Genomic DNA, 24,431 nt, shown 5'->3' with positions numbered 1-24,431 from the left:
ATCTTCCGCGCCCCAAGCTGATCAAATCACCACAAAAATACATAAGCTGTGGTGATGGGTGGTGAAGATGCACGGCTGCGGGCCGTGGTTGCGCTTGCGCAGGCGATGGCGGCGGCGCACACCCCTCGGGGGTCGTGGCGAGCGGCCGCGCTGGGGGCGTGCGAGGCGCTGGGCGGCACGTTCGCCGCGCTCTCCGTGTGGGAGCGCGGGGGCGGTCGGCTGCGTGTGCTGGTGAACGCGGGTGAACGGGGCGAGGGGGAGGAGGAGTTCCCCGAGGACGAGACGTACCCGGTGCACCGGTTCCCGGAGATCACCGAGTTCCTGCACGAGCGGTGGGCCGCCGGTGGCGAGCCCGACGCCTGGGTGGAGACCGCCGACGGGCCGGTGGACGGCGCGTCGGGCGGGGGAGCGCCCGGGCGCGGGCGCGGCTACTGCCACCAGCGGGTGGTCGCCCTGCGCCGTCGCGGGCGCGGGTCCTGCGTGGTCGCGCCGATCGTCCTGCACGGGCGGGCCTGGGGCGAACTGTACGTGGCGCGCCCGGTGGGGGAGCCGGTGTTCGGGCGGGAGGACGCGGACTTCGCCACCGTGCTGGCCGCCGTCGTCGCCGCCGGGATCTCCCAGGCCGAACGGCTCGAAGAGGTCCGCAGGCTCGCGTTCACCGATCCGCTGACCGGGCTGGCCAACCGGCGCGCGGTCGACGTGCGGCTCGACGAGGCGGTGGAGCGGCATCGCGTGGACGGTGCGGTGGTCAGCCTGGTCGTCTGCGACGTCAACGGCCTGAAGCGGGTCAACGACACGCACGGCCATGCGGTCGGCGATCGCCTGCTGGAACGTTTCGGTTCGGTGCTGTCCCGTTGCGGCGCCATGCTTCCCGGTGCGCTCGCGGCACGGCTCGGCGGCGATGAGTTCTGCCTGCTCGCGGTGGGCCCCGAGACGGACGAGGTGGTCCGGGTGGCCACCGAACTCTGCGAGCGCGCGGCCGAGTTGGAGCTGGGGGACGGGGTGGCGTGCGGGATCGCCTCGACCGGCGACCCGGTCGGCCCGGTGATCTCGGCGCGGCGCCTCTTCCGGCTCGCGGACGCGGCGCAGTACCGGGCGAAGGCGGCCCGTTCCACGGGGCCGGTGGTGGCGGGGCGCGACGGCGAGGTGCTGCGGCTGGCCGACGCACCGCCCCCGTCCCCGCACGAGCGACGCCATCTGCGCGGCAGCCACCGCTGAGCGGGCGCGCCCGCGGCCGACGGCGGACGTGCGACCGGCCCGGCGTCCGCACGGGCGGTGGTCCATCGATCCGTGGGCGGGGCGCGGGCCGCGTGCACGGAGTGCGGGCCGCGCGAACAGGGCAGCGGCGGCGCGGACCGGGGTACGGGCGGTGTGAACGGGGCACGGGCGGGGCGGCGGGCCGGGTGACCTGATCGGTAAGGACTCAACCGTACGACCACTGGTGACATGGCGGGATTCAATCCGTACGCTGCTGAATATGGATATGCACACAGTCGTGGTGGGGACGTCCGGAACCACGGCCCAGGACGTCATCGCCGTGGCCCGCGACAACGCTCGCGTCGAGCTCTCCGAGGCCGCCGTGAACGCGCTCGCCGCCGCTCGCGAGGTCGTGGACGCGCTCGCCGCCAAGCCCGAGCCGGTCTACGGCGTCTCCACCGGATTCGGGGCACTCGCCACCCGGCACATCGGCCACGAACTCCGCACACAGCTCCAGCGCAACATCGTCCGTTCGCACGCCGCCGGCATGGGCCCGCGGGTCGAGCGCGAGGTGGTCCGCGCCCTGATGTTCCTGCGGCTCAAGACGGTAGCCTCCGGGCGCACCGGCGTACGCCCCGAGGTCGCGCAGACCATGGCCGACGTCCTCAACGCGGGCATCACCCCGGTCGTCCACGAGTACGGTTCGCTCGGCTGCTCCGGCGACCTGGCTCCGCTCTCCCACTGTGCCCTGACCCTGATGGGCGAGGGTGACGCGGAGGGCCCCGACGGCGTCGTGCGCCCCGCGGGCGAACTGCTCGCCGCCCACGGCATCACCCCGGTGGAGCTGCACGAGAAGGAGGGCCTCGCCCTTCTCAACGGCACCGACGGCATGCTCGGCATGCTCGTCATGGCCCTCGCCGACCTGCGCAATCTCTACACCTCCGCCGACATCACCGCCGCCCTCTCCCTGGAGGCGCTGCTCGGCACGGACAAGGTGCTCGCCCCCGAGCTGCACGCCATACGCCCCCACCCGGGCCAGGGCGCCAGCGCCGACAACATGCTGCGGGTCCTCGCCGGATCCGGCCTGACGGGCCATCACCAGGACGACGCCCCGCGAGTGCAGGACGCCTACTCGGTGCGCTGCGCGCCCCAGGTCAACGGCGCCGGGCGCGACACCCTCGCCCACGCCGCGACGGTGGCGGACCGCGAACTGGCCGCCGCCGTCGACAACCCCGTCGTCCTGCCCGACGGACGGGTGGAGTCGAACGGGAACTTCCACGGCGCGCCCGTCGCGTACGTACTCGACTTCCTGGCGATCGCCGCCGCCGACCTCGGTTCGATCTCCGAGCGCCGCACCGACCGGCTGCTGGACAAGAACCGGTCGCACGGGCTGCCGCCGTTCCTCGCCGACGACGCGGGCGTGGACTCGGGCCTGATGATCGCCCAGTACACCCAGGCCGCCCTGGTCAGCGAGATGAAGCGGCTCGCCGTGCCCGCGTCGGCCGACTCGATCCCGTCCTCCGCGATGCAGGAGGACCACGTCTCCATGGGCTGGTCGGCGGCGCGCAAGCTCCGTACCGCCGTCGACGACCTCGCCCGGATCATCGCCGTCGAGCTGTATGCGGCGACGCGTGCCATCGAACTGCGGGCCGCCGAGGGGCTCACCCCCGCCCCCGCCTCACGGGCCGCCGTCGAAGCCCTGCGCGCGGCGGGCGTCGAGGGGCCGGGGCCGGACCGCTTCCTGTCGCCGGACCTGGCCGCGGCGGACGCGTTCGTCCGCAGGGGGGCGCTGGTCGCGGCGGTCGAGCCGGTCACCGGGCCGCTGGCCTGAGCGGACCTCGCGGGCGATCCCGGTCGGTGGCGCGGCCGTTCGGGGGCGGGAGAAGGCTCTGTGCGGCTTCGGGGCAGGGCCGAGTGGGCCCAGTGGGCTCAGAGCGACTGTGTGTCGGCGCGGCGGATCGAGTAGGTGACGAAGGCCGCGCCGATCCCCAGGAACGCGGCGCCGCCGAACAGGTACGGGGTGGTGTCGACCCCGCTCCCGGTGTCGGCGAGCTCCAGGCCGGACGACGACGCGTTCACGGCGGTGCCCGCCCCATCGCCGTGGGCGTCCGGGGCTTCCGAGGTGCCCGGGGCGTCGGAGGTGCCGGGGGAGCCCGACGCACCAGGGGCGTTCGACGTCACCGGGGTGACGGAAGGGGCCGAGGCGTCGGACGCGGCCGAGACGACCGTCGGGTCCGTGCTCCGGTGCGCCGAGCCCGCGCTCCGGCCTGTCGGGCCCGTCACACTCGTCGTGGTTCCGCCCGTCCCGTCGGTCCGTTCGTCCGTCGCGTTGGCGGACGGGACGAACCACAGAGCGGCCAGCAACGTGCCCGCGGCAGTGGCGGTCAGAAGCGGGCGGCGAGCGACGGCCACGGATGAACCCCCTTGTCACAGCCGTGAGTCAGGCATGCGCACCGATGCTAGTGAAACCAGCGGGTCATGGGAAAGTCGCATGTTCGCGGCCCCCGCGCCCCGCGCACGAGCCGTTCGCTCCGGAGGTATCACGGCGCGTCGGGCTCCGGGCGGCATGGTGTCGGAAATCACGGCCCCCGCCGCCCTCGAAAGCCGCCGCGAAGGGGGCTGTGGCGGGGGAGTTGTCGGTGGCGTCCCGCACAATGGGAGAAACCTCGACGGACACGACGACGCGAGCCGTGCCGCGGACCGGGGCCGACTCCCGGACGGCCCGGCTCCGGTGAGCGGGACGCGGGTCGGCACGGGACGGGACACGGATCGGGACCCGGACACAAGTCCGGGACCGGAACCGACCGGACCGGAACCGACCGGACCGGAACCGACCGGACCGGAACCGACCGGATCGGACCGTACCGGAGCGTGCTGTGTACCGGGCCCGCAACAATGGCGGGCGCCGGGGAACCATCGCCGCCCGGGACGCGTCGGTCAGTGTTGTTCCCCACATCTTCAGGGGATGTGGAACGGAGGGCCCATTCCATGGGTTCTAGGTGTGTTGACGGGTCTCGCCGGTCACCGGCGGCTCCGCTCGGGGTTTTTGGGGAATCGGCAACGATGGAGATGCGTGTGATGACGGACAGCAAGCGGCGCAGGGCCCTCACGGTCGCGTCCGCACTGCTCGGTGGCGTACTGGCGCTCACGGCCTGCGACAGCGGCAACGCGGACGGTGGCGCCGAGGGCTCGAAGAAGTCGCAGGCGGCCGAGGTCGACAAGGCGGCCGCCAAGGACGCGTCGGAGGCGCAGATATCCATCGCGCCGAAGAACGGTGCGACCAACGCGAGCATCAACAACGCCGCCAGGGTCACCGTGGCCAAGGGCACGCTGACGCAGGTCGCCATGACCACGCAGGACGGTGCGGAGGTCAAGGGCACGCTCGCCGCCGACGGCAAGAGCTGGCAGCCGGACGCCCAGCTGGAGCGCTCGACCACGTACAAGATCAGCGCGACGGCCAAGGACTCCAAGGGCCGCGAGGCGCACGAGAACACCTCCTTCACCACCGTGTCGCCCGACAACAGCTTCATCGGCAACTTCACCCCCGAGGACGGCTCCACCGTCGGCGTCGGCATGCCGGTGTCGATCAACTTCAACAAGCCGATCACGGACCGGAAGGCCGTTCAGGCCGGTATCACCGTGACGTCCAGCAGCGGCCAGGAGGTCGTCGGCCACTGGTTCAACAACCAGCGCCTCGACCTGCGCCCCGAGAACTACTGGCAGGGCGGCTCCACCGTCACGCTGAAGCTGGACCTGGACGGTGTCGAGGGCGCGGACGGCGTCTACGGCGTGCAGCAGAAGACGGTCACCTTCAAGGTCGGCCGCAACCAGGTCTCGACGGTCGACGTCGCCGCGCGCACCATGACCGTCGCCCAGGACGGCAAGACGATCAAGACCATCCCGATTTCCGCGGGTTCCTCCGCCAACCCCACGTACAACGGGCAGATGGTGATCTCCGAGAAGTACAAGGAGACCCGGATGAACGGTGACACCGTCGGCTTCGGCGGCGAGTACGACATCAAGGACGTCCCGCACGCCATGCGGCTGTCCACCTCCGGCACCTTCATCCACGGCAACTACTGGGGCGCGCGGTCGATCTTCGGCGGCGCCAACACCAGCCACGGCTGTGTCGGCCTCGCCGACGTGAAGGGCGCGGGCGACGCGAACCAGCCCGCTGCCTGGTTCTACAACAACTCGCTCATCGGCGACCTCGTCATCGTCAAGAACTCCCCGGACAAGACCATCACCCCCGACAACGGTCTCAACGGCTGGAACATGAACTGGGCGGAGTGGAAGGCGGGCTCCGCGGTCTGACGGACACGCGGCTCCCTCCGCTCCTTTCCGTGGCGCCGGACGCGGCACCGGAGGCGTATCCGTCGCACCGGACGCGGCCGGACCCCGCGTCCGTACGGAACCCCTCTTCCGCACGCACGAAGGCGACGGCACCCGGATCCTTCCGATCCGCGGCGCCGCCGCCTTCGGCGTTCCCGGGTCTTCGCGGCATTCTCATCCGGCTCTCATCGCGGCCTCAACCCGCCATCACGAGCCGTTCCTAGCCTCACGTCATGTTTTTCACCTACCTCCGGCGCGAACTGCGGCGCCGCAGAAAGGCGGCGCTGGTCGTCGCCTCGGGACTGGCCCTCGGTATCGCGCTGGTCATCATCGTCAGCTCGGTCTCGTCCGGGATGGGCAAGGCCCAGGACAAGGTCCTGCAATCGCTGTACGGCCTCGGTACGGACATGACGGTCACCAAGGCCCCCGCCGCACCCGGTTCCGGCGGCGACGCGCGCCCGAGGTTCGATTTCGACGCCAAGGACAACGACGACGGCTCGACGCAGAGCAGCGACCGGGTCATGGTCCAGGGCTTCCAGACGCTCGCCTCCTCCACCGTCGACACGATCGGTGGGCAGGACGGGGTGGCGGACGCCGCGGGCGGGCTCGGCCTGACCGTCATGAAGGTCGACGGCCAGTTCCGGCGCGGCGAGTTCGAGCAGCGGGGCGGCACGGCCCAGGGTGACCGGAACGGTCCGGGCGGACAGGACGGACCCGGCGGCACCACCCAGCCGCAGGGCGAGGTCAGGGGAGGCGGTGCCTCCTTCGGCGTCGACTCCTGGACCCTGTACGGCACCGACGTCACCAAGCAGGCCCTCGGCCCGCTCACCTCCTCGAAGATCACCCAGGGCCGTACGTTCAAGGCGTCCGAGACCGATGCCGCGGTCGCCGTCGTGGACTCGGCGTACGCCAAGGAGAAGAAGCTCGCGGTCGGCAAGACCGTGACCGTCCACGGCACCGGGTTCACGATCATCGGGGTCTCGACCGCCGACAGCGGTGACGCGGCCGCCGACCTCTACATCCCGCTGAAGCGGGCGCAGACCCTCTCCGACTCCAAGGACGAGGTCACCACCGTCTATGTGAGGGCGACGGACTCGCAGCGGATCGACCAGGTCAAGTCCGCCATCCAGAAGAACGTCTCCGGCACCACCGTCACCACCTCCGCCGACCTGGCCGACACCGTCTCCGGCTCCCTCTCCACCGCCTCCGACCTGGCGGCGGGCGTCGGCAAGTGGCTGTCCGTCGCGGTCCTGGCCGCCGCCTTCCTGGTGGCCGGCCTGCTCACCTCCTCGGCGGTCGGACGACGGGTACGGGAGTTCGGCACCCTCAAGGCGCTCGGCTGGAAGAGCGGCCGGGTCACCCGCCAGGTCGTCGGCGAGGCCCTCGTGAACGGACTGCTGGGTGGCGCGCTCGGTATCGCCGTCGGTCTCGCGGGCGCGTACGTGGTGACCGCCATCAGCCCCACCCTCACCGCACAACTCGGTTCCTCGGGTGGCGGCATGGGCGGCGGCCGGTTCATGGGCGGACCGGGCGGGCCCGGTGGGCCGGGCGCGTCCCGGACGCTCGACGTCGCGCTGACCGCCCCCGTCTCGCTCACCGTGATCCTGGCCGCCGTCGGGCTGGCCGTGGCGGGCGGACTGATCGCCGGCGCGTTCGGCGGCTGGCGAGCCTCCCGGCTGCGCCCGGCCGACGCCCTGCGCCGCGTCGAGTAGTCCGTCCGTCCCTCTTCCCCACCCCCGGGTGCCACATTCCAGCAGGAGCTGAGTCGACCCATGTACACACTCACAGACGTCACCAAGCGCTATACGCGAGGCAAGTCCACCGTCGACGCCCTCGCCGGTGTCGACCTGACCATCGAGGACGGCGGGCGACTGGTCATCCAGGGCCCCACCGGCGGCGGCAAGTCCACACTGCTCCAGATGCTCGGCGGACTCGACCGCCCCACGAGCGGCAGCGTCGAACTCGACGGTGTCGATCTCGCGAAGCTCGGCGAGGCCAGACTCACCAAGGTGCGGGCACAGAACATCGGCTTCGTCTTCCAGAGCTTCAACCTCATCCCGACGCTCACCGCCCAGGAGAACGTCGAGACGGCGCTCGTACCGCTCGGCGGCAGGGCGGCCGAGCGGCGCCGGCGGGCCGCCGAGGCACTGGACTCCGTCGGACTCGGTGAACGGCTCGGGCACCTGCCCAGCGAGATGTCCGGGGGCCAGCAGCAGCGCGTGGCGATCGCCCGGGCCCTGGTCAAGCGGCCGAAGGTGCTGCTCGCCGACGAACCCACCGGCAACCTCGACGAGTCGATGCGCGACGAGGTCATGGAGGTGCTGGAGACCATGTGGAAGGAACACGGTCTGACCTTCGTCATGGTCACGCACGACAGCGCCCTCGCCCGACGGGCGCCACGGCTGGCCACGATCCGCAAGGGCCGGGTCTCCATCACGGAGAACGCGGCGGCCTGACCGTCCGGGCGGCCCGACCGTCCGGTGTCCTGACCGCCCGGGTGGCCTGGACCGATGGGCCCTCCTACGGTCCCTTCTCCGTCCCCCTCCGCCGGTCCTCTCCCCGGCCTCCCGGCATCTCGTACACCCCGCTCGACTCGCCCGACCCGCACCCGCCCGCACGAAGGCGGCGGCATCCGGATCCTCCGATCCGCGGTGCCGCCGCCTTTTGGGACTGTCTGACGTCGAACCGTCCACCCGTTCAACTCACCTGTAGGCACTAGTGTTCATCGCCGCTCCTGCTCGACTACTGAACGGAACCATCCGTGCGACCCTCTGCGCAGCCCGCCGTCGAGACGGCCGGATCGTCCGCCCGGCGTGTGCGTCCAGGAGAGACCGAGCGGGGCGTCTTCCTGCGGCGATACCGCGTGCCGCTCCTGGCCACCCTCCTGTCCGTGCCCCTGTACGCGTTCTGGGCGGCCTTCCTCGCCACCGGCGGCGGAGACCTCGCGGCCCAGGTGTTCTGGTCCGGTTTCGTGGCACGGCACCCGGGGGCTCCGTACAGCCTCTCCTGGTACGGCGGCATCCACGTCGGCAACTACAGCGTCGTCGCACCGCAGTTGATGGCCCTGCTCGGGGTGCGGACCGTCACCGCGCTCTCGGGGGTGGCCGCCTCCTGGCTGGCGGCGGCCCTGTTCGTGCGCAGCGGGATGAGGAATCCCTTGTGGCCCGCCCTGGTGGCGACGCTGACGCTCTGGTGCAACGTGGCCTCCGGGCGGTCCACGTTCGCCCTGGGGGTGGCGCTCGCCCTGGTCTCGTGCCTGGTGCTGACGGGTGGTGCGTGCCGACCGGTCGTGGCCGCCGTCTTCAGTGCCCTGGCGACGATGGCGAGTCCGGTCGCCGGACTCTTCCTGCTGGTCGTGGGCGCGGGCCGACTGCTGAACCGGGAGTGGCGGAAGGCGGCCGTGCTGTGTGTCCCGGCCGTGGCCGTGGTCGGACTGACCACGCTGCTGTTTCCCTTCAGCGGCGAGATGCCCATGGCCACCAGTGATGTCTGGAAGCCGGTCCTCTTCGGCGTCCTGCTCGTCGTGCTGGCGCCGCGGGAGTGGCGGGTGCTGCGGTTCGGCGCCGGGGTCTACGCCGTGGGGGTCGTGCTGACCGCTCTCGTTCCTTCGCCGGTGGGATCGAACGTCGTCCGGCTGGCCGAGCTGTTCGGGGCCCCGGTCCTGCTCGCCGCGCTCCTGGCCCACGGGGCGCGGCTCTGGCGGAAGGTCGCCCTCGGTGCCGCCCTGGCGCTGTCCCTGCAATGGGTCACCCAGCACGCCGTCCACGTACTGGAGATGTCGACGCCGGTCCCGGCATGGGCCACCGGGACGAGGGGAGTGGTGGCCGCTCTCGATCGCCTCGGCGCCGACCGCACCCGCGTCGAGGCCGTACCGGCCATCGACCACCGGGAGACCACCGTCCTCGGCCCGCACGTCAATCTGGCCCGCGGCTGGAACCGTCAGCTCGACGTGGAGCGCGGAGCGCTCTTCTACGACGGATCCTTCTCCGCCGGGAGCTATCGCTCCTGGCTCGACCACTGGGCGGTGGGGTACGTCGTCTTGCCGGAAGGCACCCCGGACTGGGCGGCGAAGGAGGAGGCCGCACTCGTGCGCGGCGAACCGGACTGGCTGCGGCTGGTCTGGCGCGACCCGCACTGGCGCGTCTACCGGGTCGAGCGGGCGACACCCATGGTCTCGGGCGCCGGCGCGTCCGTCGTCGGTGGCGACAGCGCCGGGCTCGTCGTGCGGGCTCGCGAGCGCGGGTCGGTGACCGTCCGCGTCGCCTACTCGCCCTGGCTGCGGGCGGACGGCGGATGTCTGGAGCGCGCGGGTGAGTGGACCCGGCTGAGGGTGCCGGGGGCCGGCGACTACCGGATCGGTTCCTCGTACCTGCCCTCCCGGCAGGGGAAGTGCTGAACGCCGCCCCGTCCTGCTGAGCGCCGCCGCACCATCCTGAACGGGCGCCGCCGCACCGTCCTGATGGCGTCGCGGCCCCGATGGCTCGTGCGCGGCGCCGCCCTGGTTCGTACCGGACGTCGTCGTGCGCGCGCCGGACATCGCGCGTGCGGACGGTCCGTACGGCGGAGTGCGTGCGGACGGTCCGTACGGCCGCGTCATGGTGTAGCCGGCTGCACCATGACTCCGGGTGGGTGGTCCCTCGTGGCGGACCGGCCCGGCCGGTGATGATGAAGACCTCACCCGCCGACCCCCGACCACGGAGGAATCACCATGAAGTCCCTGCTCTGGATCGTTCTCGTCGCCGCGCTCGCCGCCAATGTCTTCGCGAGCTTCGGCGTGCCGAAGGAGAGCACGCAGATAGTGCTGAGCGTCGTCTCCGGCCTGATCGTGATCGGATCCGGTACCGGGCTGTGGATGCTGCGCGACCGCAAGGACGCCTGAGCCGGATGCCGTAGCGATATGTCGCTTTTGTCGTGAATCCGAGGGTGGGTTCCGGTCGAGCCGGGACCACTATGTGGATGCCGTGGTGTACCTCGTGGGGCGCACTGGGACAATCGAAGTGCCACAACGGTTCTGTACGTCGCCTTCGTGAGCCGCCGAAGCGTGCGATGTCTGGGCGACGCCCTCAATGGGGAGGGGGACCGCTGGTGTCCCCGGGACGGGGCACCTTCGCGCGCGACTCCGACCCATGGAAGGTCTTGATCAGATGCAGACCACCCCTGAACCCGTCACCCCGCACGCCACCGAGAGCCGGGTCATCGAGCCGCTGTACGCCGAGATCCTCCGCCGCAACCAGGGCGAGAAGGAGTTCCACCAGGCGGTGCGGGAGGTCCTGGAGACCCTCGGCCCGGTCCTCGTGAAGCGGCCGGAGTTCGTGGACGCCCGGATCGTCGAGCGGGTCTGCGAACCGGAGCGCCAGCTCATCTTCCGCGTGCCGTGGTCGGACGACTCCGGGGACATCCACGTCAACCGCGGCTTCCGCGTCGAGTTCAACAGCTCGCTCGGCCCGTACAAGGGCGGCCTGCGCTTCCACCCCTCGGTCAACCTCGGCATCGTGAAGTTCCTCGGCTTCGAGCAGATCTTCAAGAACGCGCTCACCGGCATGCCCATCGGCGGCGGCAAGGGCGGCGCGGACTTCGACCCGAAGGGCCGCTCCGACGCCGAGATCATGCGGTTCTGCCAGTCGTTCATGACCGAACTCCACCGTCACCTCGGGGAGTACACCGACGTCCCCGCCGGTGACATCGGTGTCGGCGGCCGCGAGATCGGCTATCTGTTCGGCCAGTACAAGCGGATCACCAACCGCTACGAATCCGGCGTCCTCACCGGAAAGGGCCTCGGCTGGGGCGGCGCCCAGGCGCGCACCGAGGCGACCGGCTACGGCTGTGTGCTCTTCACCGCCGAGATGCTGCGCAGCCGCGGCGAGTCCCTCGACGGGCAGCGCATCGCCGTCTCGGGCTCCGGCAACGTCGCGATCTACGCCATCGAGAAGGCCCAGCAGCTCGGCGCGACCGTCGTGACCTGCTCCGACTCCGACGGCTACGTCGTGGACGACAAGGGCATCGACCTCGCCCTGCTCAAGGAGATCAAGGAGACCGGCCGGGGCCGGATCTCCGAGTACGCCGCGCGCCGCGGCGAGCACGTCACGTACGTCCCCGGCAGCGGCGTCTGGAACGTCCCCTGCGACGTGGCCCTGCCCTGCGCCACCCAGAACGAGCTGCACGAGGCCGACGCCCTCGTCCTCGTGCGCAACGGTGTGAAGGCGGTCGCCGAGGGCGCCAACATGCCCACCACGCCGGAGGCCGTGCGCGTCCTCCAGGAGGCGGGCGTCGCCTTCGCCCCCGGCAAGGCCGCGAACGCGGGCGGCGTGGCCACCAGCGCCCTGGAGATGCAGCAGAACGCCTCGCGCGACTCGTGGACCTTCGCCCACACCGAGGAACGCCTCGCGGAGATCATGCGCCACATCCACGACTCCTGCTACGAGACCGCCGAGCGCTACGGCAGCCCCGGCAACTACGTGGTCGGTGCCAACATCGCCGGCTTCGAACTGGTCGCGGACGCGATGCTGGCGCAGGGCCTCATCTGATCCCTGCGCCCGGCGACACCACGGGCCCCCACCCTCCCGGGTGGGGGCCCGTGGTGCTCGGTGCTCGTCACTCCCCGGCGGGAGCGACCCCGATCGGGCAGGAGACGCCCGTGCCGCCGATGCCGCAGTAGCCGGCCGGGTTCTTGTCCAGGTACTGCTGGTGGTACGCCTCGGCGGGCCAGAACGTGCGGTCCTCGGTCGGGAGGATCTCCGTGGTGATCGTGCCGTGGCCGGAACCCGTGAGCACCTTCTGGTACGCCTCGCGGGAGGACTCGGCGGCCACCGCCTGCTCGGGGGAGTGGGTGTGGATCGCCGAGCGGTACTGCGTACCGACGTCGTTGCCCTGGCGGAAGCCCTGGGTCGGGTCGTGGGACTCCCAGAACAGCTTCAGCAGCTCGGCGTAGGAGACGGTGCTCGGGTCGAAGACGACGCGGACCGCCTCCGTGTGACCGGTCAGTCCCGAGCAGACCTCCTCGTACGTGGGGTTCTGCGTGTATCCGCCCTGGTAGCCGACGAGCGTCGTCCAGACGCCCTCCGTCTGCCAGAACTTGCGCTCGGCGCCCCAGAAGCAGCCCAGTGCGAAGTCCGCGATCTCCAGGCCCTCCGGGTACGGGCCCAGCAGCGGGTTACCGAGGACCGTGTGGCGGGACGGGACGGCGAACACGGGCTCGGGGCGGCCCTTCAGGGCCTCCTCGGGGGTGGGGAGCTGCGGGGGGCGGCGGTACGAGAACATGCGGGGCTCCTCCGGGCCTGGAATTTCCGGTCCGTACAACGCGCCGGGGGCGTCGGAGATTCCGGCGCACCGACCTTCTCGGTGCCCGGCGCCGCCTCTGCCGTCCCCGCCGTCCCGCCGCGGCCGTGGCGGTCGGCCGCGGTCAGTCGTCCTCCGCGACCTTCAGGGCGCTGTACTCGTGGCACCTGGTGAAGAAACTCTTCGGGGACCTGCAGTACGACCACGGTGCGTACGGCGACGGGACGTTGTCGGCGACGGGGCAGTCGATCAGGCGGAACTGCTCCACCGCCTCCTCGTACCGGTCCTGCCAGTACAGCGTCCAGGCGAGCATGTGGCGGGCCCGGACCATCCGCCCGTCCTCGGGGCCGGCCGCGGCGGCAGCCACGTCGGCCAGGCAGGCATCGGCCGCGGCGATCAGCTCCGGTCCCTTGTAGTACTCGTCCGGGTCCGTTTCCGAGCTGCTCCGTTCCTCCTTGAATGCGGCGTACAGCGGGAGCAGCGAGAGCAGCCGGCCGGGGCTGCTCAGCCTCGCCGCCTCGTGCGCGAAGTACCCGGCCTGCCGATACGAGCCGGCCCAGTGGTGGCACCAGTACCGGAGCGCCGTGTCGTGGGCCGCGAGGTGGGGCCCGTCGCGCACGACGATCTTCGCCCACAAGGCACGGCACTCGGCCCGGTCGTAGCCGAGGGCGAGGGCGCAGGGGATCTCGGCGACGTACGGACACGGGTCGTCGCCCCCCAGCGCCTGGGCCTCGTGGCACGCTTCGCGGGCCCTGGCCATCACCTGGCGGAAGACGGAGGACTGCTCCCAGGTGGGGCTCTGCCTCGGGCGCGTACCGTGCGCCTGTGCCGCGACGGCCACCAGCGCGCCAGCGTGTACGAGGGCCGCGCCCGCGTCCTCGGGGCGTTCGGCGCGCCAGACCAGCAGCCAGGCGTCGTCGGCCGCGGCCTCGTCCTGGAGGACGGCGGCGCGCCGGTATCGCTCCTGCCGGTCCCGGCCCGCTTCGCGGAGGAAGACGGCGCCTGCCCGCCAGTCGCCGGAGCGGAGGGCGGTGCGGACCTCCTCGTCGCGGACCTCCTCGTCGGGGATCTTCTTATCGAGGATCTTCTTGCCGGGCGGGGCGGAGGAGTTCTCCGGGGTGGTCCATGGCAGCGTCTTGCGTACCTTCTTCCGGACCTTCGTCCAGAGGTACTCGCGCATGTGGAGGGACTCGCGCAGAGCGGTGGCCGACGGGAGCAGCCGAGGCGTCGTCGTGGAGAGCTCCGGTTCGGTGCGGGGAAGGGGGTGGAGGTCGGGGTCGAGCAGGGCGCGCAGCGGCGTCGTGTCCGGGACATCCGCCACCGCCGCGTCCAGCGCCGCCAAAAGCAGCTCCGCGTGGCCCGGCGGCAGCTCCAGGGACGCGTCGTCGTCGGTCCATGGCAGCCGCCAGCGGGCGCGCCCCTGCCGTACGTACTCGGCCTCGGCCAGTTTTCGGAGCCCGAAGCGAAGTCCGTGCCTGGCGAACTCGCGGGCCACGCGACCGGTCGCCTGCCGGGCCCTGGCGGACGTGTGGAGGTAGTCGGCGATCTGCCACTGCGCGCCCGTGTCCACGGCGTCGAGCGCCTCGGCCACCGAGCCGTCGCCGCCGGTCACCGCGGCGACCGCCCTGACCATGTACCGCGCCGCCGACTCCTCGTGCACCGCCGCCGACTCGTGCAGCAGATCCGGCCAGTCGACCCGGCGCAGTCGCAGCAGCTCCGGTGCCAGCACCTGCTCCTCGACAGCGGCCAGCGTGCGCTCGGTGTCGACGAGCAGGTCCAGGGCCGGTGCCACGGGCGCCGGCGCGCGCCCGTCGTCCGGCAGCGCCTCGATCCGGGCGATGCGCTCCGCGAGCGACCCGTGCGTGCGAGAGGCGCCCGCTCCGGGCGGCAGGGAGTCGCGCCACTCGTCCAGCGCGTCCCTGCGCGCGGCCAGCACGTGCCGGAGGCCGCCGAGGATCTGGCCGGGCGGGGGCAGCAGCCCGGCCTTCACGCCGAACAGGGCGTACGAGTCCATGTACTCCTCGTGCGTGAGTCGGAGGATCTGGAGCTCGCGCAGCGCGCACGCGCTCACGTCACGACCCGCGATCCGCGCGGCGGCGACATCGGCCGCGGCCTTCGCGCGGTCGGTGTCGGAGATCGTGACGCGCGCGCAGAAACGCTCGTACCTCTCGTACCGCGCCGCCAGCAGGCGGTACGAGGCGCCGGCGTGGCCCGGGTCGATCTTCTTGGACTTCCGGCCCTTGGCGCGTGCCTTCTCGGCCTTCCGCTCCTGGTGTTCCCGCTCCCTGGCGACGGCCTTCTCCGCCTGTTCCCGGAAGTGGGCGACGGCGCGGGCGGTCCGGTCCCGGCCACGCGTGACGACCGCGGCGAGGCGGGTGTCGCCATCGGCGTAGCGGCTCATCTCGTACGCGAGTACGAAACGCAGCTGGGCCTCGGACATTCCGGCCAGCAGCGGTATTCCGACGAGGAGTCGGCGTCGGCCGGTGACCAGGCCGAGGAACCTGGTGTGCTCCACGGCCGAGGCGCTCACCTCGGCGGTGAGTACGAGGTCGTCGGGCGCGCGGGTGCCGGCCCGGTCGGCGAGGTCGCGGACCATGGCCCAGAGCCGGGGCTGCCGGGAGTCGTCGACGCGCAACCCGCGTACGTCGTCGCGTTCCGGAGCGCGAGGCAGGGTCATGCTGCGCACGATCGAGAGCGCGGGAACCGAGGTGCGGGCGAGGAACATCACGGCGACGGGAAGCCATGTCCAGCGGAACACGGCCCAGCCGGCGACGCAGAGGGCGGCGAGCAGGAGGATGCCCAGCAGATGGAAACCGGCGAGCAGGGCCACGGCGCGGGCGGCGCGCAGAGCTGGGGTCATCGGGTGGATTCCCCCAAGGGGAGGGCGGCTGGCGGTGGCGACGACGGTGGTGCTCGCGGTGTGTGCGGGGAATCGGAGTATGCCGTCCCGCGGGCGGGCCCGGCAATGCGATATGCGCGCGGCCGGGCCCGGGGCGGACTCGCGCCACCCCGGGACATCTCTCGTACGCAGAGCGGGAGTTGGGCGCCGGGGTGTGCGAATACCCGGGCGACGCCGCTGCGGCACGCGGCCGTCGGGCGGCGTCGCCGGAGCGCGCGGCTACCGCGGCAGCGTCGCCGGGTTCCCGCCGTTCGCCTCGTAACCCGCGACCGCCAGCGCGCGGTGGACCGTGTACGCGGCGGCCGGGTCGGGGCTGTGGGTCCACGGCAGCGCGCCCACGTGGCCGTCGACGCGGACGATCTGGTTCATCGCCTCCGACCAGCGCTCCATCCGGACCAGGAAGAAGACCAGCAGATGGCGCACGTGGGCGAGCATCGGATCGTCCTGCCGGGCCGCGTGCACCGTGAACAGGGCGCCCTCGACCGCCTTGGTCACCACCGCGCTCCGGTAGAAGCCCTGGACGAGGTTGACCTCCGGCAGGTGCTCGTACACCGCGAAGAGCGGCAGCGCCGCCAGCAGCGAGCCCTGCGGGGCGCGGGCGGCGGCCGAGGTGGCGAAGCGGTCGGCCTCCTCGCGGGAGCCGTGCCACTTCTCGCACCAGTAGTGCAGCGCGGCGAGGTGCGCGCCCATGTGGGCCGGGGCGCGGTCGATCACCTTCGCCCACAGCTGGTCGAACTCCTCGTGGGAGTAACCGAGTCCGCGCGCCACGGCCAGCTCGACGAGATACGGAACGGGGTCGCCGGGCGCCAGCGGCGCCGCCTCGCCGCAGACCGTACGGGCCTCCTCCAGGATGATCCGGAAGTCGTCCGTACCCGCGGTCGACGAACGCCACGCCTGCTGCACCAGGAACTCGGCGTGCACCGCCGCTCCTCCGGCGTCCTTCGGCGCCTCGGCCCGCCACGTGCGCAGCCACGCCCCACCGACGCCGGGCCGCTCCGCCAGTTCCAGCGAGGCCGCACCGGCGAACGCCTGCACCCGCTGCCAGCGCGCCTCGCCCTCCTTGGGCGTGCCGGCCAGCAGCTGGGAGGCCGCACGCCAGTCCTGGGAACGCTGGACCACTTCGAGCACGTCGAGGAGATCCTGGTCCGGACCCGGCAGCCGGATGTCCAGCTCCTCCTGGCGTGCGAAGCCGTAGGCGTCCGGGTCGGCGGCGTCCGGTGAACCGGGCGCGACCTGGCGGATTCCGCCGCGGCGGCGCAGCACGAAGGGGCCGATGACCGCGGTGAGCATGCACAGCGCGATCAGGAACCAGAGAATCTCCATGCCCCCATTGTCACCGGACGGCCCGGAAGCGGGGTGGGGGACCTCGTGACGAACTACGCTCGGGCCCCATGAGCGACCAGCACAGCTTCGAAACCCTCGCGATCCACGCGGGAAACACCGCCGATCCCCTCACCGGCGCCGTCGTCCCGCCCATCTACCAGGTGTCCACGTACAAGCAGGACGGTGTGGGCGGGCTGCGCGGCGGCTACGAGTACAGCCGCAGCGCCAACCCGACCCGTACCGCCCTGGAGGACAACCTCGCGGCCCTGGAGGGCGGCCGTCGGGGTCTGGCCTTCGCCTCCGGTCTCGCCGCCGAGGACTGCCTGCTCCGCACCCTGCTGACCCCCGGCGACCACGTGGTCATCCCGAACGACGCGTACGGCGGCACGTTCCGGCTGTTCGCGAAGGTCGTCTCGCGGTGGGGCGTGGAGTTCTCGGTCGCCGACACCTCGGACGTGTCGGCGGTACGGGAAGCGATCACCCCGCGCACCAAGGCGATCTGGGTGGAGACCCCGTCCAACCCGCTGCTCGGCATCACCGACATCGCCGCGATCGCCGATGTGGCCCGCTCGGCAGGGGCGCGGCTGGTCGTCGACAACACCTTCGCCAGCCCCTACCTCCAGCAGCCCCTCGCCCTGGGGGCCGACGTGGTGGTGCACTCCACCACCAAGTACATGGGCGGCCACTCGGACGTCGTCGGCGGCGCGCTGATCGTCAACGACCCCGGTCTGGCAGAGGAGTTGGCGTACCACCAGAACGCGATGGGGGCGGTGGCCGGACCGTTCGACGCGTGGCTGGTGCTGCGCGGCATCAAGACGCTCGCGGTCCGCATGGACCGGCACAGCGAGAACGCCACGAAGATCGCCGATCTGCTGACCCGTCACCCCAAGGTCACCCAGGTCCTCTACCCGGGTCTGCCCGAGCACGCGGGGCACGAGGTCGCCGCCAAGCAGATGAAGGCGTTCGGCGGCATGGTGTCGTTCCGCGTCGCGGGCGGCGAGGAGGCGGCGGTCCAGGTCTGCGACCGGGCCGAGCTGTTCACCCTCGGCGAGTCGCTGGGCGGTGTCGAGTCCCTGGTGGAGCACCCGGGACGGATGACGCACGCCTCGGCGGCGGGCTCCCCGCTGGAGGTTCCGGCCGACCTCGTCCGGCTCTCCGTCGGCATCGAGTCCGCCGACGACCTGATCGCCGATCTGACGCAGGCGCTCGGCTGACGGACCCGGCCCGGGACCGGGTGTGTTCCGGGCCGGGCGGGCATCGAGTGGGTGCCCAGGGGCGGGCCGGGCGTCGGGGCGGGTGTCCCGGGGCCGGTATCGGGATCCCTGCCGGGGGCACAGGGATCCCTGTCAGGACGGGCCCGGGACGTGAGCCCGGGGCGTCCGCCCGGGACACCTGCCCGGGACGCCTGGTCGGCAAGTCGCCCGGGAGGCCCGCCCGGCCGGCACGACCGGAACATCCGTCCGGGAGACCGGCGGAGACGTCGCCCCGGCTCCGCCGCGTATCCGCGCTCACCAGCCGTCCGCCGGGGTCGTCGCGGCGGGCGGCGTCCGCCACGGCTGTACCGTGGCCGCCCACACCGTGAACGCGACCACCGCGGCGAACGCCACCAGCAGCAGCACCCTGCGGGCGAGCCGCCGTCGGCGCAGCAGCCTGCCGCCGCGCGTCACGGCCCGTCGCGCCAGGTCGGCGGGCACCTGCGGGTGCGGGCCGTCCAGCATGCGCCGGACCTCGTCCTCCTTGTCGCCGCGGCGGCTCACGGCGCCGCCCGCATCGGCCGTCGTGGCTGTCGGGTTCCCCCGGGGCTCCGACGCGGTCGCCGCGGCAGCCACCGGGACGCCGGGCGGCGGGCGCCGCGCAACGTGGCCACCGAGCGGTGGCAGACCGCCCGGAGCCGGTCCACCGGAAGCCCCAGCAGCGCCGCCGCCTGCTCCTCCGCGACCCCTTCGTACAGACGCAGCACCAGTACCAGGCGCTCCTGCGGGGTCAGCGGGTCCAGCGGCCCGCCGCGCGGCCGGTGGTGGCGCCAGACCTCGTGGGCGAACCGGACGACCAGTTCCCGCCGGGCGCGGTCGTACGGGTCCTCGCCGCGCAGCCGTTCCCACCGCGCGTACGTGCGGGCCAGCGCGGCGGTGAGCAGTCGCTGGGCCCGCGGGTTGGCGCCGGGCGGGCGCAGGGGTTCGGTGGTGAGCAGCGTGGCCGTGTGCAGCAGCCGGCCCGCCGCGCCCGCCACGAAGGACTCGAAGTCCCGGGCGCGGTGCCGTTCGTGGTCCGCTCGGCGCTCTCGCACACGGCACATCCGAGCGGCTGCCGGGGCCCCTGGTCAAGAGGCGTGCGCCGACCGGGCTCACCCGGTCGCCCGGCGCGTCGGCCGGTGCGTCCGGTCCTTCGGGGAGCGGTCAGCCCGACGGGGGCGTCTGGTGCGCGGTCTGCCGGGCGGCGAGCGCCGCGTTGAACCGGGTGAGCAGCGTGCAGAACGTCTCGCGTTCCTCGGCCGTCCAGCCGTCCGTGACCTGCGTCATGAGCTCGCGCCGGGAGTCGCGCACCTCGTCCAGCCGTGCCTGGCCGCGCGGGGACAGCTGGAGCACCACGGCCCGGCCGTCCTCCGGGTGCGAGGTGCGCTTGACCAGGCCCGTGTCGACGAGCGGCGCGACCTGCCGGGTCACGGTCGAGGAGTCGATCCCCATGCCCGCGGCCAGGGCCTTGACGCCCATCGGCCCCTCCCGGTCCAGCCGGTTCAGCAGCAGATAGGCGGCCCGGTCCATGGAATTGCGCACCTGGCCGACGCCGCCGAGGCGGGTCTGCTCGGCACGGCGGGCGAACACCGCGACCTGGTGCTGGAGCGCGTCCAGGACGTGCTCGGTTTCCGTGGGCTCGGGGGCCGCGCCCCCGGAAGGAGACGCAGCTGTCGTCATGTCCTGAGGGGGCATGGCCGGGAGCTCTCTTCGTACGGTGTCGGATGGGTGGGGGACAGAGTACGCGGCCCCGGGGCAACGCGTACCAGTGCTGCACAAACCCGTGAACACCGGCGCAGGACGGGACCGCGGGCGACGCGGCGGATCTCCCTCGGGCTGCGAGACTTGCCGTATGGACTTCCGCACTCCCGGCCATCATCCCCCGCTCATCCTCGACGACGTCCGCGGGGCGCAGAAGATGCTCTCCGGCGTGGCCAGGGTGACGCCCATGGAAGGCAGCCGTCACCTGTCGGGCCTCGTCGGGGCGCCGGTCCACCTCAAGTGCGAGAACCTCCAGCGCACGGGTTCGTTCAAGCTGCGCGGCGCCTATGTGCGGATCGCCGGCCTGTCCCCGGTGGAGCGGGCGGCCGGGGTCGTCGCGGCGAGCGCCGGGAACCACGCGCAGGGCGTCGCGCTCGCGTCCTCGCTGCTCGGCGTGCGCTCGACGGTCTTCATGCCGGTCGGGGCGCCGCTGCCGAAGGTGGCCGCCACCCGCCAGTACGGGGCGGAGGTCCGGCTCCACGGCCATGTCGTCGACGAGGCGCTGGCCGCCGCGCAGGAGTACGCGCGGGAGACCGGCGCGGTCTTCATCCACCCCTTCGACCACCCCGACATCATCGCCGGGCAGGGCACGGTCGGCCTGGAGATCCTCGAACAGTGCCCCGAGGTGCGCACGATCGTCGTCGGGGTCGGCGGCGGCGGGCTCGTCGCGGGCGTCGCGCTGGCGGTGAAGGCGCTGCGGCCCGACGTACGGGTCGTGGGCGTGCAGGCGGCGGGCGCGGCCGGCTACCCGCCCTCGCTGGCCGCGGGACACCCGGTGTCGATCGGCTCGCTGAACACGATGGCCGACGGCATCAAGGTGGGGCGGCCCGGCGACGTGCCGTTCGGGATCGTCCGGGAGCTGGTCGACGAGGTCCGCACGGTCTCCGAGGACGAGCTGTCCAGCGCGCTGCTGCTCTGCCTGGAGCGGGCGAAGCTGGTGGTCGAACCGGCGGGCGCGAGCCCGGTCGCGGCGCTGCTGAGCGATCCGGAGTCGTTCCGCGGACCGGTGGTGGCGCTGCTGTCGGGCGGCAACGTGGACCCGTTGCTGATGCAGCGCGTCCTGACCCACGGCATGGTGGCGGCCGGGCGCTACCTGAGCCTGCGGCTGCGGCTGTCCGACCGGCCGGGGGCGCTGGCCACGCTGCTCGGCGTGCTCTCGGTGGTCGACGCCAACGTGCTCGACATCGGTCACGTCCGCACCGATCCCCGGCTCGGGCTGACCGAGGTCGAGGTGGAGCTCCAACTGGAGACGAAGGGGCCGGAGCACTGCGAGGAGGTCTCGGCGGCGCTGCGCGAGGCCGGTTATCTGGTGATGGGCTGAGGTCCGGGCCGGGCTGTACCGGGCCGGCCCGGGCCGCGTTTGCCGTGCGTGGTCCCGTGCGTGGTCCCGTGCGTGGCGCTTCACGTGTTCACCTACGCGGCGCTTCGCCCCGTGAACGCGCGGGTGCCGCCGGTCCCTTCCGGGTCGGCGGCACCCCGCGTCGTCGATGCCTGCGGATCAGCCGGTGTAGGGCTTCGCCGCGAGGATCTTCACGCTCGCCATCTTGCCGTTCGGCAGCTCGTACTCGGCCACGTCGCCCGTGCGCTTGCCGTTGACGCCGGTGCCGAGCGGCGACTGCGGGGAGTACGTCTCGATGTCCGAGCTCGCGTACTCGCGGGAGGCGAGCAGGAAGGTCAGGGTGTCGTCCGGGTCGCCGTCGAACGCGATGGTGACGACCATGCCGGGCTCGACCACGCCGTCGTCGGCGGGTGCCTCGCCGACCTTCGCGTGCTCCAGGAGCTGGGTGAGCTGGCGCACGCGCAGCTCCATCTTGCCCTGCTCCTCCTTGGCCGCGTGATACCCGCCATTCTCCCGGAGGTCACCCTCCTCACGGGCCGCCGCGATCTTTACGGAGATTTCCGTGCGCGCGGGACCAGACAGGTACTCCAGCTCGGCCTTGAGCTGGTTGTACGCCTCCTGCGTGAGCCAGGTGACGTTTTCGCTGGTCTGGGTCACAGGGTGCTCCTCGTCGGTACTGGGAATACAAAGCATCGCCCTACCCGTAAGCATGAGCCTCTACGGGTGGGCGAAACCACGAGCCTAACAATTCACCGGGAAAAGGGGGAGGAGGTAAATCATCAGGACTGCGTATGTGCAGGTCAGCGGCTGTTGGAGCCGCCGGGTGTCGCTGTGCGGCGGGTCAGTTCGCCGGGCCGCCGTCGGCGGTGCAGCCGATCAGTTCGACGCTGGTCGCCCGCGCGGTCGTACGCAACGACACGATGCGGTCCACGCGGCCGGTGCGGTCGTCGAAGCGGAAGTCCTTGCGGGCCACTTCGCTGCCGTCCTCGTGCTGGGCGCGGAGGGTGCAGTAGCCCTTGGCATCCGCGTCCTTGCGCACCTCCAGGTGCACGTCGACCCGCTCGTCGGAGACGACCTTGCGCTTGATCATCTCGGCGCTGATCTGCTGGCCGGAGACGTAGTCGTAGCCGAACCACCCGATCACACCGAGGAAGGCGACGCCGAGCACCGAGCCGATGATCCTGAGCCCGCGGTCGGCGCGCTCGTCCGCGGAGCGGCCGTAGCGGTTCTCCGGAAGCGCGTCGCGCACCGCCGTCATGATCGTTCCTCCCGTGCCGGGGACCGAGGAATTTTCCGCCCCCCGGTTCGGTCACTATAGAAGCCCCGGACCGCCACCCGACCACCACCCCGCGCCCACGTCCCGCGGGGACGACACACCACGTCGACGTCGACGACACACGACGTCGGCGTTGACGACACCGCGTAATCGCGACCGGATCGCGACCGATCACTGAGGACCCAGATTGACTGAGCAGCTGCGTTTGATGGCCGTTCATGCCCACCCCGACGACGAATCGAGCAAGGGCGCGGCGACGATGGCCAAGTATGTGTCCGAGGGGGTGGACGTGCTGGTCGTGACCTGCACGGGAGGCGAGCGCGGCTCCATCCTCAACCCGAAGCTCCAGGGGGACGCGTACATCGAGGAACACATCCACGAGGTGCGCAGAAAGGAAATGGACGAGGCCCGGGAGATCCTGGGTGTCACGCAGGAGTGGCTCGGCTTCGTCGACTCGGGGCTGCCCGAGGGCGACCCGCTGCCGCCGCTGCCCGAGGGCTGCTTCGCGCTGGAGGACGAGGAGAAGGCCGCGGGACGGCTCGTCCGCAGCATCCGCGCGTTCCGGCCGCAGGTCATCACGACGTACGACGAGAACGGCGGGTACCCGCACCCCGACCACATCATGACCCACAAGATCACGATGATCGCGTTCGAGGGAGCGACGGACACCGAGACCTTCCCGGAGTCGGAGTTCGGGCCGGCCTGGCAGCCGCAGAAGCTCTACTACAACCAGGGCTTCAACCGGCCGCGCACGGTGGCGCTCCACGAGGCCCTGCTGGCCCGGGGGCTGGAGTCCCCGTACGGCGAGTGGCTCAAGCGCTGGAAGGAGTTCGGGCAGGAGGAGCGGACCCTCACCACGCACATCCCGTGCGCGGACTTCTTCGAGATCCGCGACAAGGCGCTGATCGCGCACGCGACGCAGATCGACCCCGACGGCGGCTGGTTCCGCGTCCCGATGGACCTCCAGAAGGAGGTCTGGCCGACCGAGGAGTACGAGCTGGCGAGGTCTCTCGTCGATACCTCCCTCCCCGAGAGCGACCTCTTCGCGGGCATCCGCGACAATGCCTGATATGTACGCGACTCAGGCACTGACCGACCTCGTCACGCTTGCCGACTCGTTCGACAAGAACAAGGTGACCCCCGGCGTCCTCGGCTTCATCGTCTTCGCGGCGCTCGCCGTCGGCGTGTGGATGCTGATGAAGTCCATGAACCGGCACATGGACAGGGTCGACTTCGAGGAGGCCCCGGATCCCGCGGTGACGGCCGACGCCACCGCGGGAGCGGGCGCCGCGAAGCGCAAGTAGGGCCGACGGAAGCGCGAGCGCGGAGGCGGAAGCGGCGCACGCGCGGAAGCGGGTGGAGTGGGCGCGCCGCCCGCCGCGCCCTTGTACCGCCGTGCCCGCCATGCCCATGACCTCCCGGGCGTGGCGGGCACAGCCTCATGCCCCGGGACGGCCTCATGCCCGCGCGTTGCGCCCGGGCCTCATGGTGCCGGGCGTCCTGCCCGTCGGCCGTACCCGGCGTCCGGCCGCGTTCCGCGGTCCCGCGATGCCGCGCGGCCGTGAACCACCGCGTGATCCCGCGCACTCGCGTACGGCCGTGAACACCTCCATGCGCTCCTCCGGTCCGCCGTCGCGGTGCCCTCGGCGACTCCGGGCCGCACCGGCCGATGTGGCTACCGTCACACGACTTCTTCCGGGGCGATGTCGTCCGGACGCGGGGTGCCGGGCGTATGCCTGGTGAGACCGAGGAGATCCAGGAGCTGTTTGTTGACCGTCGAGGAGTTCGAAGAGTTCT

The 24,431-nt window shown here is 72.0% G+C and carries 21 protein-coding genes; 12 read left to right on the top strand and 9 right to left on the bottom strand.

From position 1 onward, the window contains the following. Positions 1-54: 54 nt before the first annotated feature. Entirely contained in the window at positions 55-1,218 is a 1,164-nt protein-coding gene (locus AB0E67_RS03775) for a GGDEF domain-containing protein (RefSeq protein ID WP_362020467.1), read from the top strand. A gap of 259 nt (positions 1,219-1,477) precedes the next feature. After that, positions 1,478-3,028, top strand: coding sequence for a histidine ammonia-lyase (gene hutH, locus AB0E67_RS03770; RefSeq protein ID WP_362020464.1), 1,551 nt, complete (start codon positions 1,478-1,480; stop codon positions 3,026-3,028). A 98-nt stretch (positions 3,029-3,126) separates the two neighbouring features. Here hutH and AB0E67_RS03765 read toward each other — a convergent pair whose 3' ends face one another. Beyond that, positions 3,127-3,609: a hypothetical protein gene (locus AB0E67_RS03765; RefSeq protein ID WP_362020461.1), complete on the bottom strand. Its 483-nt coding sequence runs from the start codon at positions 3,607-3,609 to the stop codon at positions 3,127-3,129. A gap of 666 nt (positions 3,610-4,275) precedes the next feature. Between AB0E67_RS03765 and AB0E67_RS03760 the strand changes: the two genes are divergently transcribed. From AB0E67_RS03760 to gdhA, 6 genes are all read left to right on the top strand, one after another. After that, a complete protein-coding gene (locus tag AB0E67_RS03760; RefSeq protein WP_360106251.1) occupies positions 4,276-5,511 on the top strand; it encodes an Ig-like domain-containing protein in 1,236 nt (411 codons plus the stop codon). A gap of 251 nt (positions 5,512-5,762) precedes the next feature. Further along, positions 5,763-7,241 carry an ABC transporter permease gene (locus AB0E67_RS03755; RefSeq protein ID WP_362020459.1) on the top strand — a complete coding sequence of 493 codons (1,479 nt, stop codon included), beginning with the start codon at positions 5,763-5,765 and terminating at the stop codon, positions 7,239-7,241. Positions 7,242-7,301: 60 nt separating this feature from the next. Beyond that, a complete protein-coding gene (locus AB0E67_RS03750) occupies positions 7,302-7,985 on the top strand; it encodes an ABC transporter ATP-binding protein (RefSeq protein WP_362020457.1) in 684 nt (227 codons plus the stop codon). Positions 7,986-8,392: 407 nt separating this feature from the next. Next, on the top strand, positions 8,393-9,925 hold the full coding sequence (locus AB0E67_RS03745; RefSeq protein ID WP_362021437.1) for a hypothetical protein: 1,533 nt from the start codon (positions 8,393-8,395) through the stop codon (positions 9,923-9,925). A 312-nt stretch (positions 9,926-10,237) separates the two neighbouring features. Beyond that, positions 10,238-10,408 carry a hypothetical protein gene (locus AB0E67_RS03740; protein ID WP_362020454.1) on the top strand — a complete coding sequence of 57 codons (171 nt, stop codon included), beginning with the start codon at positions 10,238-10,240 and terminating at the stop codon, positions 10,406-10,408. Positions 10,409-10,673: 265 nt separating this feature from the next. Continuing rightward, positions 10,674-12,053, top strand: coding sequence for an NADP-specific glutamate dehydrogenase (gene gdhA, locus AB0E67_RS03735; protein ID WP_362020451.1), 1,380 nt, complete (start codon positions 10,674-10,676; stop codon positions 12,051-12,053). Positions 12,054-12,120: 67 nt separating this feature from the next. Here gdhA and msrA read toward each other — a convergent pair whose 3' ends face one another. From msrA to AB0E67_RS03720, 3 genes are all read right to left on the bottom strand, one after another. Next, complete coding sequence (msrA, locus tag AB0E67_RS03730) at positions 12,121-12,786, bottom strand: peptide-methionine (S)-S-oxide reductase MsrA (RefSeq protein ID WP_362020449.1); 666 nt, start codon at positions 12,784-12,786, stop codon at positions 12,121-12,123. A 142-nt stretch (positions 12,787-12,928) separates the two neighbouring features. Then, a complete protein-coding gene (locus AB0E67_RS03725; protein WP_362020446.1) occupies positions 12,929-15,664 on the bottom strand; it encodes a M48 family metallopeptidase in 2,736 nt (911 codons plus the stop codon). A 258-nt stretch (positions 15,665-15,922) separates the two neighbouring features. After that, positions 15,923-17,026 (bottom strand): hypothetical protein, encoded by a 1,104-nt coding sequence (locus AB0E67_RS03720; protein WP_362020443.1) that lies wholly within the window; start codon positions 17,024-17,026, stop codon positions 15,923-15,925. A gap of 68 nt (positions 17,027-17,094) precedes the next feature. Between AB0E67_RS03720 and AB0E67_RS03715 the strand changes: the two genes are divergently transcribed. Then, positions 17,095-18,240, top strand: coding sequence for a cystathionine gamma-synthase (locus AB0E67_RS03715; RefSeq protein WP_362020441.1), 1,146 nt, complete (start codon positions 17,095-17,097; stop codon positions 18,238-18,240). Between the two features lie 294 nt (positions 18,241-18,534). Here the strand turns inward: AB0E67_RS03715 and AB0E67_RS03710 are convergent, their stop codons facing one another. From AB0E67_RS03710 to AB0E67_RS03700, 3 genes are all read right to left on the bottom strand, one after another. Continuing rightward, complete coding sequence (locus AB0E67_RS03710; protein ID WP_362020439.1) at positions 18,535-18,783, bottom strand: hypothetical protein; 249 nt, start codon at positions 18,781-18,783, stop codon at positions 18,535-18,537. Then, positions 18,780-19,313 (bottom strand): RNA polymerase, encoded by a 534-nt coding sequence (locus AB0E67_RS03705; protein ID WP_362020436.1) that lies wholly within the window; start codon positions 19,311-19,313, stop codon positions 18,780-18,782. The genes AB0E67_RS03710 and AB0E67_RS03705 overlap by 4 nt, the downstream gene beginning before the upstream one ends. Before the next feature lie 109 nt (positions 19,314-19,422). Further along, positions 19,423-19,953: a MarR family transcriptional regulator gene (locus tag AB0E67_RS03700; RefSeq protein ID WP_351517417.1), complete on the bottom strand. Its 531-nt coding sequence runs from the start codon at positions 19,951-19,953 to the stop codon at positions 19,423-19,425. 157 nt (positions 19,954-20,110) lie between these two features. Here AB0E67_RS03700 and ilvA point away from each other — a divergent pair, with 157 nt between their 5' ends. Further along, on the top strand, positions 20,111-21,340 hold the full coding sequence (gene ilvA / locus AB0E67_RS03695; RefSeq protein WP_362020433.1) for a threonine ammonia-lyase: 1,230 nt from the start codon (positions 20,111-20,113) through the stop codon (positions 21,338-21,340). Positions 21,341-21,517: 177 nt separating this feature from the next. Here ilvA and greA read toward each other — a convergent pair whose 3' ends face one another. Beyond that, positions 21,518-22,015 carry a transcription elongation factor GreA gene (gene greA / locus AB0E67_RS03690; protein ID WP_362020431.1) on the bottom strand — a complete coding sequence of 166 codons (498 nt, stop codon included), beginning with the start codon at positions 22,013-22,015 and terminating at the stop codon, positions 21,518-21,520. 184 nt (positions 22,016-22,199) lie between these two features. Beyond that, positions 22,200-22,616, bottom strand: coding sequence for a DUF4307 domain-containing protein (locus AB0E67_RS03685; protein ID WP_362020428.1), 417 nt, complete (start codon positions 22,614-22,616; stop codon positions 22,200-22,202). A 205-nt stretch (positions 22,617-22,821) separates the two neighbouring features. On the opposite strand from AB0E67_RS03685, the gene mca reads away from it, so the two are divergent. Further along, the gene (gene mca / locus AB0E67_RS03680; RefSeq protein WP_362020425.1) at positions 22,822-23,703 is read left to right on the top strand and encodes a mycothiol conjugate amidase Mca; all 882 of its coding nucleotides are present in this window, start codon (positions 22,822-22,824) and stop codon (positions 23,701-23,703) included. A gap of 1 nt (position 23,704) precedes the next feature. Next, entirely contained in the window at positions 23,705-23,938 is a 234-nt protein-coding gene (locus AB0E67_RS03675) for a hypothetical protein (RefSeq protein WP_362020422.1), read from the top strand. Positions 23,939-24,431: the final 493 nt, after the last annotated feature.

The sequence above is a fragment of the Streptomyces sp. NPDC032161 genome, from assembly GCF_040636995.1.
In the GTDB taxonomy this organism is placed as follows: Bacteria; Actinomycetota; Actinomycetes; order Streptomycetales; family Streptomycetaceae; genus Streptomyces.
This window is presented reverse-complemented; position numbering and strand designations above follow the sequence as displayed.

Excerpts from the sequence above, each read along its gene's own strand:
- AB0E67_RS03775 (WP_362020467.1), top strand. The coding sequence starts at position 55 with ATGGGTGGTGAAGATGCACGGCTGCGGGCCGTGGTTGCGCTTGCGCAG.
- hutH (WP_362020464.1), top strand. The coding sequence starts at position 1,478 with ATGGATATGCACACAGTCGTGGTGGGGACGTCCGGAACCACGGCCCAG.
- AB0E67_RS03760 (WP_360106251.1), top strand. The coding sequence starts at position 4,276 with ATGACGGACAGCAAGCGGCGCAGGGCCCTCACGGTCGCGTCCGCACTG.
- AB0E67_RS03755 (WP_362020459.1), top strand. The coding sequence starts at position 5,763 with ATGTTTTTCACCTACCTCCGGCGCGAACTGCGGCGCCGCAGAAAGGCG.
- AB0E67_RS03750 (WP_362020457.1), top strand. The coding sequence starts at position 7,302 with ATGTACACACTCACAGACGTCACCAAGCGCTATACGCGAGGCAAGTCC.
- AB0E67_RS03740 (WP_362020454.1), top strand. The coding sequence starts at position 10,238 with ATGAAGTCCCTGCTCTGGATCGTTCTCGTCGCCGCGCTCGCCGCCAAT.
- gdhA (WP_362020451.1), top strand. The coding sequence starts at position 10,674 with ATGCAGACCACCCCTGAACCCGTCACCCCGCACGCCACCGAGAGCCGG.
- msrA (WP_362020449.1), bottom strand. The coding sequence starts at position 12,786 with ATGTTCTCGTACCGCCGCCCCCCGCAGCTCCCCACCCCCGAGGAGGCC.
- AB0E67_RS03725 (WP_362020446.1), bottom strand. The coding sequence starts at position 15,664 with ATGACCCCAGCTCTGCGCGCCGCCCGCGCCGTGGCCCTGCTCGCCGGT.
- AB0E67_RS03720 (WP_362020443.1), bottom strand. The coding sequence starts at position 17,026 with ATGGAGATTCTCTGGTTCCTGATCGCGCTGTGCATGCTCACCGCGGTC.
- AB0E67_RS03715 (WP_362020441.1), top strand. The coding sequence starts at position 17,095 with ATGAGCGACCAGCACAGCTTCGAAACCCTCGCGATCCACGCGGGAAAC.
- AB0E67_RS03700 (WP_351517417.1), bottom strand. The coding sequence starts at position 19,953 with ATGCCCCCTCAGGACATGACGACAGCTGCGTCTCCTTCCGGGGGCGCG.
- ilvA (WP_362020433.1), top strand. The coding sequence starts at position 20,111 with ATGGACTTCCGCACTCCCGGCCATCATCCCCCGCTCATCCTCGACGAC.
- AB0E67_RS03685 (WP_362020428.1), bottom strand. The coding sequence starts at position 22,616 with ATGACGGCGGTGCGCGACGCGCTTCCGGAGAACCGCTACGGCCGCTCC.
- AB0E67_RS03675 (WP_362020422.1), top strand. The coding sequence starts at position 23,705 with ATGTACGCGACTCAGGCACTGACCGACCTCGTCACGCTTGCCGACTCG.